Raw genomic sequence first — 8,481 nt, forward strand, 5'->3', positions numbered from 1 at the left:
CCTCCGAGCCGACCCGAGGCCTGCCGCCCGAGCAGCTGCCTCCCGTCTCGGGGCCGCTCACCGGATCACCGGGCCTGCCCGCACCGACGCCCGAGGCGCCCGGCGCGGTCGACGGCGAGGTGCCACCGCCCCCGCGCCAGAACGTGTTCATCAAGGAGCTGCTGCGCGGCAGCGCTGTGACGACGATCCTCGCGATCGTCGCGGCGATGATCGTCGGCGGCATCCTCATGGCGTTCACGAACGAGGATGTGCGCGCGACATCCGTCTACTTCTTCGCCCGTCCGGGCGACACCTTCGTCGCCATCTGGAACTCCGTGTACGGCGGTTACGAGGCCCTCTTCCGCGGCTCGATCTTCAACGCCCGCGCCAACGACTTCGCCACGCAGATCCGCCCGCTCACCAACACGCTCGGATTCGCCGCCCCGCTGATCGCGGCCGGACTCGGCGTCGCGCTGGCGTTCCGTGTCGGCCTGTTCAACATCGGCGGCCGCGGGCAGATGCTGATCGCCGCGGCGACGGCGGCGCTGGTCACCTTCCAGCTCGATCTGCCGATGTTCATCCAGCTGCCGCTCACGCTCGCCGCCGGTATCGCGGGCGGTGCGATCTGGGGTGGCATCGTGGGACTACTCAAGGCACGCACCGGCGCGCACGAGGTGATCCTCACGATCATGCTCAACTACGTCGCGCTGTACTTCGTGATGTGGCTCGTGCGCACCCCCGGCCTGCTGCAGCAGTCCAACAGCAACCAGCCGATCTCCGGCCCGACGCCGCCGAGCGCGCAGTTCCCCGATCTGCTAGGCCCCCGGTTCCCGCTGCTCGACTGGGGCTTCGTGATCGTGATCGCGGCGACCGTCTTCGTCTGGTGGCTCATCGAGCGCTCGAGTCTCGGCTTCCGGCTCCGTGCGGTCGGCGAGAACCCGCACGCTGCGCGCGCGGCCGGCATCTCGGTGTCGCGCATGTACATCTACGCGATGCTGTTCGCGGGTGGCCTGTCGGGCCTGGCCGCGATGAACCAGATCCAGGGCTCGGTCGTCACCGGGTTCGACTCGCACATCGACGCCGGCATCGGCTTCGACGCCATCACTGTGGCCCTGCTCGGCCGCAGCCGGGCGTGGGGGACCTTCGCCGCCGGCATCCTGTTCGGCGCGCTCAAGGCGGGCAGCTTCACGATGCAGGCGTCGCAGGGGATCCCGGTCGACATCGTCCTCGTCGTGCAGTCGCTCATCGTGCTCTTCATCGCGGCGCCGCCGCTCGTGCGCACGATCTTCTTCCTCCCCAAGACGGATGCCGAGAAGGCCGCCAAGGCGCGCGCCAAGGCGGCCAAGCGGCCGCCCAGCCCTCCCGCTGATCCGCCCCAGCCCGCGAACGAGAAGGCGGTGTCGGCATCATGAGCGCGACCCTCGTGACCGCACCGGCCGCGTCCACCGCGGCGCCCGTGAAGATCCGCCACTTCAAGCTGGCGATCTCGCTGTCCATCGTGACGGTGCTTCTCGCACTGCTGTTCCTGCTCGCCCCGCGCACCGGTGAGAGCCGGTTCCGCCTGGGCGACGCGCGATCCGTGCTCGACCTGCCGACCGTCTCGGTGCCGACCGCGGCCACCAGCTGGGCCGTCTGGGTCATCCTGCTGCTCCTGACGCTGTACGCGCTGTGGGCCGCCTACACGTACCGCCGTCCGGGCGCGTGGCTTCCCATCGTCTACGGCCTGCTCGGCATCTTCGCGTTCCTCGTGTGGGCCGCCGCCGACGGGCTCGTTCCGGTGACCGGTCTGCTCTTCGGCGCCGTCTCCCTGTCGATCCCGCTCATCTTCGGCGCGCTCGGTGGCGTGATCGGCGAGCGCTCGGGCGTCGTCAACGTCGCGATCGAGGGTCAGTTCCTGTTCGGCGCGTTCGTCGCCGCGCTGCTGTCGAGCATCACGCACAACCCGTTCGTCGGTCTCATCGGCGCGATGATCGGCGGAGTGCTGGTCGCCTTCGTGCTGGCGGCGTTCTCGATCAAGTACCTCGTCGACCAGGTGATCGTCGGTGTCGTGCTCAACGTGCTCGTCGCGGGCCTGACCGGCTTCCTCTACGGCGCGCTGCTGGTGCCCAACGAGCAGGCGCTCAACAGCGCCGTCGTGTTCCAGCGCTGGAAGATCCCGCTCCTCGGCGACATCCCGATCCTCGGCCCGGTGCTGTTCAACCAGACCTTCATCGGCTACCTGATGTACGTCACGGTCGCCCTGGTCGCGTGGGGTCTGTACCGCACGCGCTGGGGGCTGCGCCTGCGCGCCGTCGGCGAGCACCCGCAGGCCGCCGACACCGTCGGCATCCGGGTCAACACCACCCGCTTCTGGAACGTCTCGCTCGCCGGCGCGATCGCCGGCATCGGCGGCGCGTACTTCACGCTGGTGTCGGTGCCGCAGTTCACCAAGGACATGACCGCAGGCCTGGGCTTCATCGCCCTCGCCGCTGTCATCTTCGGCCGGTGGGACCCGATCCGCGCCACATTCGCCGCGCTGCTGTTCGGCTTCGCGACGAACCTCCGCAACCTGCTGTCCGTGCTCGAGACGCCCATCCCCGTCGAGTTCATGGCGATGCTCCCGTACATCGTCACGATCCTGGCCGTCGCCGGCTTCGCCGGGCAGATCCGCGGCCCCGCCGCCGCGGGCAAGCCATACATCAAGGGGTGACCGTGCCCGCCGCGACCGTGACGAGCGACGGATGCCGAGCCGCGGCATCCGGACCCGCCGCCGCCGACCCTCCGGATACCGGGGCAGTCGATCGGATGCTCCGACGGGCTCGACGGAACGGCAGCGGACCCCTGTGACGCTTTCCCTCACCGTGAACGGAGTCCTGAAGTGACCGATATCGACTGGGACGAGCTGCGCGCCGCCGCGACCGACGCCATGCAGCGCGCGTACGCACCGTACTCCCGCTACAAGGTGGGTGCGGCCGCGCTCGTGACCGACGGGCGCATCGTCACCGGCTGCAACGTCGAGAACGCGTCGTACGGCGTCGGGCTGTGCGCGGAGTGCGGCCTCGTCAGCGAGCTGCAGATGTCGGGCGGCGGAGGCCTCGTGGCCTTCGTGTGCGTCAACGGCCACGGCGACACGATCATGCCGTGCGGTCGCTGCCGGCAGCTGCTGAACGAGTTCGCCATCCCCGGCATGCTGCTCGAGACCGTGTCGGGCATCCGCACGATCGACGAAGTGCTTCCCGACGCGTTCGGCCCCCGCGATCTCGAGGAGGCGGCACGATGACCGGCGCACCTGTCGAACAGCCGGGTACGGGTGCTGCGGCGGTCGAGCCGTTCGACGCGGTCGACGTCATCCGCGGCAAGCGCGATGGCGGCTCCGTGCCGGAGCCCGCCCTCCGGTGGATGGTCGACGCCTACACCCGCGGCTACGTCGCCGATTCGCAGATGGCGGCGTTCGCGATGGCGGTGCTCCTCAACGGGATGACGCGCGACGAGATCCGCGTCATGACCGACGCGATGATCGCGTCGGGGGAGCGCATGAGCTTCGCCGGCCTCGGCAAGCCGACCGTCGACAAGCACTCCACGGGCGGCGTCGGCGACAAGATCACGTTGCCGCTCGCTCCGCTGGTCGCCTCGTTCGGCGTGGCGGTCCCGCAGCTCTCGGGCCGCGGACTCGGTCACACCGGTGGCACGCTCGACAAGCTCGAGTCGATCCCGGGCTGGCGCGCGGCGCTGTCGAACGACGAGATGTTCACGCAGCTGCGCGACGTCGGCGCGGTCATCTGCGCCGCCGGCTCGGGGCTCGCGCCCGCCGACAAGAAGCTCTACGCGCTGCGGGACGTCACCGGAACCGTCGAGGCGATCCCGCTCATCGCGTCGAGCATCATGTCGAAGAAGATCGCCGAAGGCACGGACTCGCTCGTGCTCGACGTGAAGTTCGGCTCGGGCGCGTTCATGCGCGACGTCGACCGTGCGCGCGAGCTCGCGCGCACGATGGTGGCGCTCGGCACCGACTCGGGCGTCGCGACGACGGCTCTCCTCACCGACATGAACACGCCGCTCGGCCTGGCGATCGGCAACGCGAACGAGGTGCGCGAGTCGGTCGAGGTGCTCGCCGGCGGCGGCCCTGCCGACGTCGTGGAGCTGACGATCGCGCTCGCGCGGGAGATGCTCGCACTAGCCGGGCAGCCGGACGCGGACGTCGAGGCGGCGCTCCGGGACGGCCGCGCGATGGACGCCTGGCGCGCCATGATCCGCGCGCAGGACGGCGATCCGGATGCCGCGCTGCCCGCCCCGAACGAGACGCACACGGTCACGGCGACCCGAGCCGGATACATCACAGGCATGGAGGCGCTGCCGTTCGGCATCGCCGCATGGCGCCTGGGTGCCGGCCGCGCGCGGGCACAGGACCCGGTGCTGCATGCCGCCGGCATCGACCTTCACGTCAAGCCGGGCGATCAGGTGGCTGCCGGCCAGCCGCTGTTCACCCTGCTCGGCGAGGATGACTCGCGCTTCGAACGCGCCCTCGAAGCAGTCGACGGCGCGTGGCAGATCGGTGCCGAGGCGCCGGCTGCCGCTCCTCTCGTCCTGGAACGCATCACCGCCTAGGCTGGGTCAGTCCCGCGCCGGGGATCCGGCGCGGCGCCGGGTCGCGGCATCCGTCCATCACCCCCACTCGCGATCGCAATCGAGGAGAAATCCATGCCCATCGACCAGCACGGCGACGCCATTCTCGACGGTCTGTCACTCCGCAGCCTGCCCAAGGTGTCGCTGCACGATCACCTCGACGGCGGCGTGCGGCCGGCGACGATCATCGAGCTGGCGGACGCGATCGGGCTCGACGTCCCGGAGTCCGAGCCGGACGACCTGGCGGACTGGTTCGCGGAGAAGAGCGACTCGGGTTCCCTCGTGGAGTACCTGAAGACCTTCGACCTCACGACCGCCGTGATGCAGACCCGCGAGGGCCTCACGCGCGTCGCTCGGGAGTTCGTCGAAGACCTCGCCGCCGACGGCGTGATCTACGGCGAGGTGCGTTGGGCGCCCGAGCAGCATCTCGCGCGCGGGCTGTCGCTCGACGAGGTCGTCGCCGCCGTGCAGGAGGGCATCGAGGAGGGCGAGGATGCCGCCGAACGCCGGGGTCACGATATCCGCGTCGGTCAGCTGATCACGGCGATGCGCCACACCGACCGGTCGCTGGAGATCGCCCGCCTCGCTGTGGAATGGCGCAACCGCGGCGCGGTCGGCTTCGACATCGCCGGCCCTGAGGACGGCTTCCCCGCCTCGAACCACCGCGACGCCTTCGACTACCTCGCGTCGGAGTTCTTCCCCGCGACCGTCCACGCCGGTGAGGCGGCCGGGCTCGAGTCCATCCGCTCGGCGCTCATCGACGGCCGCGCGCTGCGGCTCGGCCACGGCGTGCGCATCGCTGAGGACCTCGAGGTCGTCTCGCGTGCCGGCGAAGAGGTGCTCGTGCAGTTCGGCGACCTCGCCCGCTGGGTGCGCGACCGTGAGATCCCGCTGGAGCTGTCGCCGTCGTCGAACCTGCAGACGGGCGCGATCGAGCGCTGGGGCACGACGATGGAGGACCACCCCTTCGACCTCCTGTACCAGCTCGGCTTCTCGGTGACCGTGAACGTCGACAACCGCACCATGAGCCGCACCTCGCTGACCCGCGAGCTCGCGCTGCTGGTCGAGACCTTCGAGTACGGGCTCGATGACCTCGAAGCGTTCCAGCTCAACGCGGCGGCCGGCGCCTTCCTCCCCGTGGAGGAGCGCGAGGAGCTCATCGACCTCATCGCCGAGGGCTTCGACGCCTAACCGGTTCGCGTGCGGCGAGCGGATGCCTCGGCTCGAGGCATCCGCTCGTTCGTGCGGCGCCGTCCAGCCGCGGGTCTCTTGCGGCGGCGCGGTCCAGGATTCGCGGGTTCTGGGCGCGAAGAGCGTGGGATTCCTGGACCGGACCCAGGCGCGAGCCGGTGTGCCGAGGTATGCAGGTCCGCGCTTCCTAGGTTCCGGAGGCCGGGCCGCTGGGAATCCCGGACCGCCGAGCGCACGCGTGCGACATCGTCGGACAGCGCCTCCTCCACAGCGAGGCGGATTGCGGCGGTGCGCACAGATCAGGTCAGCTGGGACGAGACCGCGCGGGCGCTGCGGTGGACTCGGGTGCATGACGACAAGAGACTCCCCGTTCGGCAATGAGCCGTTCCGGGTCGGCGAGGCCATCGCCCGCGGAGTCGGGCGGGGCGCGCTCGACGGGCCGCTCTTCGAGCGGCCTTTCCACGGAGTCCGCGAGTGGCGGCACGTCGACGAACTCGACGCGCGCCGTTCTGCCCAGCTCTCGCAGAGCGAGATACGGCTGCGCGCTTTCCGAAGGCGCTGCCGCCAGTTCGCTACGCGCATGCACGAGGGGGACTTCTTCAGCCACTCCACGGCGCTGGTCCTCCACGGGGCACCGACGGCCGACGCGTGGGACGAGGCGATCCACGTCTCCGCAATCAGACCGCGGAATCCCGCCCGTACGAAAACTGTCGTATCGCATCGGCTGGCGCCGCGAGAGCCCGCCGCGCAGCGGGTGGCGGGACTGCGCATCGAGGCCCCGGATCGGGCGTGGGTGCAGGCGTCGGCTCATCTCCCCGATGTCGAGCTCATCGTTGCGGCCGACTTCCTCGTGGCGCGCAGCCGGCGGTTGGCCACGATCGATGAGCTGCGCGCGGAGGCTTCGAGGATGCGATGCGGCCGACTGCAGCCGCTCCTTGACCGTGTACGCGAGGGTTCAGAGTCGCCTCGGGAGACGAAGCTCCGCTTGGAGCTGATCGATGCGGGACTGCCTGAGCCGGAGTTGGCGCTGGAGTTGTTCCGCCCAGATGGCGGCTTCGCCGCGCGCCTCGATCTGGCCTACCCCGCGTACCGCGTCGGAGTCGAGTACGACGGTCGGCAGCACGCCGAAGACGTCTATCAGTTCGCCCGTGACGCCGACCGGTGGCGAGGCATCGCCGAGCTCGATTGGCACCTGGTCAGAATCCTCCATCACCACCTGTGGCCCGACCCGGGCGTCGCCGTTGACCTCGTCCGCCGGGCATTGGTGCGTGCGGGATGGCGTCGTTAGCTGTCGCGATATCGGGAGTGGCCCGGTCGCAGGTTCGGCTCACGCAGGTACGGGATGACGGGGACCTGGGGTTCCTGGACCGCTGGGTGCGCAATTCGGCGACCGAGTTGAGCGCGGTCCGGGTTATGCGGGTTCTGGATGCCGGGGACCTGGGAGTCCTGGACCGCTGGGTGCGCATTCCGGCGACCGAGTTGAGCGCGGTCCGGGTTATGCGGGTTCTGGATGCCGGGGACCTGGGAGTCCTGGACCGCAAGGTTGAGAACGACGAGGCCTGCTCAGCGGCGGGAGACGCCGGGGTGGGTGGCGAGGTAGGCCTCGAACGCCTCTGCCGAGGTCTTGCCGGGTGTGTAGCCGAAGTCCTGCTTCAGCGCACGGTTGGCGAGCACGGGACGATAGCGCAGGAAGCCGACCTGCTCGGGGCCGTGGACCGTGAGGCGCAGCATCCGCCCCACACGCAGGCCGAAGCCGAGCACGCCGGCGGGCACGGTCACGACCGGCTTGCCCAGGCGCTGCGCGATCTCCGGGACGGTGACGCGGCCGTCGCCGGCGACGTTGTAGACCCCGGGGGGTCCGTCGGTGGCCGCGCGCGCCATCGCTGCGGCGACGTCGTCGACCCAGACGAAGACGAACGGCGACTCCGAGCCGCGCACCCTGAGCAGCGCCGGGCCGTCCCAGAGCGCGGTGATCTGGTTCTGCACCGTGGGCCCGAGGATCGTGCCGATGCGGAACACGACCTGCTCGAGTTCCGGGTGCGCGGTGCGGTAGCCGCCGAGCAGCTGCTCGACGAGACGCTTGTGCTTGGAGTACGGGAACTCGTCGTTGCCGCGCACGGGGTCGGACTCGCGCAGCCACTCGGGATTGTCGGCGTGGTAGCCGTAGGCGGCTCCTGACGACGACACCACGACGCGCCGCACTCCGGCCTCGACACAGGCCTCGAGCACGTGGCGCGAACCGTCGACGTCGACGCGGTACTCGAGGTGGTGGTCGCGCCCCGGGTTCACGATCGCCGCGAGGTGCACCACGACGTCGATGCGGTGACGCTCCAGCAGCGGCACCAACCCCGCGGCGCGCGTCACGTCGCAGTCGTCGTAGACGACCCCCTCGATCGGATGCTCGGGCCGCCGCACGTCGCCCGCCACGACGAGGTCGACATCCGGGTGGGCCACGAGCGCTGCGGCCACGTGGGATCCGAGAAAGCCGGCGCCGCCCGTCACCAGCACCCGCACACGCTCGTGGCGGACAGGGAGTGCGGCGGGATCGCTCACGGTGATCGGCTGCGTCGAGAGGCTGCTGAGCGCGGCGGCAGCACGTGCCGCGCCGGTGTGTCCTGCGCGGCTCACTCCGGTGCTCCCGCCGAGGCGCCGGGTTCCGCGGCGCCGGAAGCGCCGGGTCGCGGGCCCGCATCGGCGCCGGAAGCGCCG

At 70.6% G+C, this 8,481-nt stretch carries 7 protein-coding genes; 6 read left to right on the forward strand and 1 reads right to left on the reverse strand.

Annotation, left to right across the window (positions count from 1 at the left end; genetic code table 11):
- Nucleotides 1-20: 20 nt before the first annotated feature.
- The 6 genes from VIP82_RS10260 (at nt 21) to VIP82_RS10285 (ending at nt 7,060) form a co-directional block, all read left to right on the forward strand.
- Nucleotides 21-1,391 (forward strand): ABC transporter permease, encoded by a 1,371-nt coding sequence (locus tag VIP82_RS10260; protein WP_414684652.1) that lies wholly within the window; start codon nt 21-23, stop codon nt 1,389-1,391.
- Entirely contained in the window at nt 1,388-2,668 is a 1,281-nt protein-coding gene (locus tag VIP82_RS10265; protein WP_331908213.1) for an ABC transporter permease, read from the forward strand. The genes VIP82_RS10260 and VIP82_RS10265 overlap by 4 nt, the downstream gene beginning before the upstream one ends.
- A gap of 168 nt (nt 2,669-2,836) precedes the next feature.
- Nucleotides 2,837-3,238, forward strand: a complete 402-nt coding sequence (locus VIP82_RS10270; RefSeq protein WP_163620590.1) for a cytidine deaminase — start codon at nt 2,837-2,839, stop codon at nt 3,236-3,238.
- Entirely contained in the window at nt 3,235-4,563 is a 1,329-nt protein-coding gene (locus VIP82_RS10275) for a thymidine phosphorylase (RefSeq protein WP_331908215.1), read from the forward strand. Before VIP82_RS10270 ends, VIP82_RS10275 begins: the two co-directional genes overlap by 4 nt.
- Nucleotides 4,564-4,656: 93 nt before the next feature.
- Nucleotides 4,657-5,772, forward strand: coding sequence for an adenosine deaminase (locus tag VIP82_RS10280; protein WP_308868257.1), 1,116 nt, complete (start codon nt 4,657-4,659; stop codon nt 5,770-5,772).
- 349 nt (nt 5,773-6,121) lie between these two features.
- Entirely contained in the window at nt 6,122-7,060 is a 939-nt protein-coding gene (locus tag VIP82_RS10285) for a putative endonuclease domain-containing protein (protein WP_331908217.1), read from the forward strand.
- Nucleotides 7,061-7,335: 275 nt separating this feature from the next.
- On the opposite strand, the gene VIP82_RS10290 is transcribed toward VIP82_RS10285, so the two are convergent.
- A complete protein-coding gene (locus VIP82_RS10290) occupies nt 7,336-8,400 on the reverse strand; it encodes an SDR family oxidoreductase (protein WP_331908219.1) in 1,065 nt (354 codons plus the stop codon).
- Between the last annotated feature and the right edge of the window lie 81 nt (nt 8,401-8,481).

This window comes from Microbacterium sp. (genome assembly GCF_036566905.1).
Taxonomy (GTDB): Bacteria; Actinomycetota; Actinomycetes; order Actinomycetales; family Microbacteriaceae; genus Microbacterium.

What these genes read in the sequence shown, in the direction of transcription:
- VIP82_RS10275 (WP_331908215.1), top strand. Translation starts at nt 3,235, where the DNA reads ATGACCGGCGCACCTGTCGAACAGCCGGGTACGGGTGCTGCGGCGGTC.
- VIP82_RS10265 (WP_331908213.1), top strand. Translation starts at nt 1,388, where the DNA reads ATGAGCGCGACCCTCGTGACCGCACCGGCCGCGTCCACCGCGGCGCCC.
- VIP82_RS10285 (WP_331908217.1), top strand. Translation starts at nt 6,122, where the DNA reads ATGACGACAAGAGACTCCCCGTTCGGCAATGAGCCGTTCCGGGTCGGC.
- VIP82_RS10280 (WP_308868257.1), top strand. Translation starts at nt 4,657, where the DNA reads ATGCCCATCGACCAGCACGGCGACGCCATTCTCGACGGTCTGTCACTC.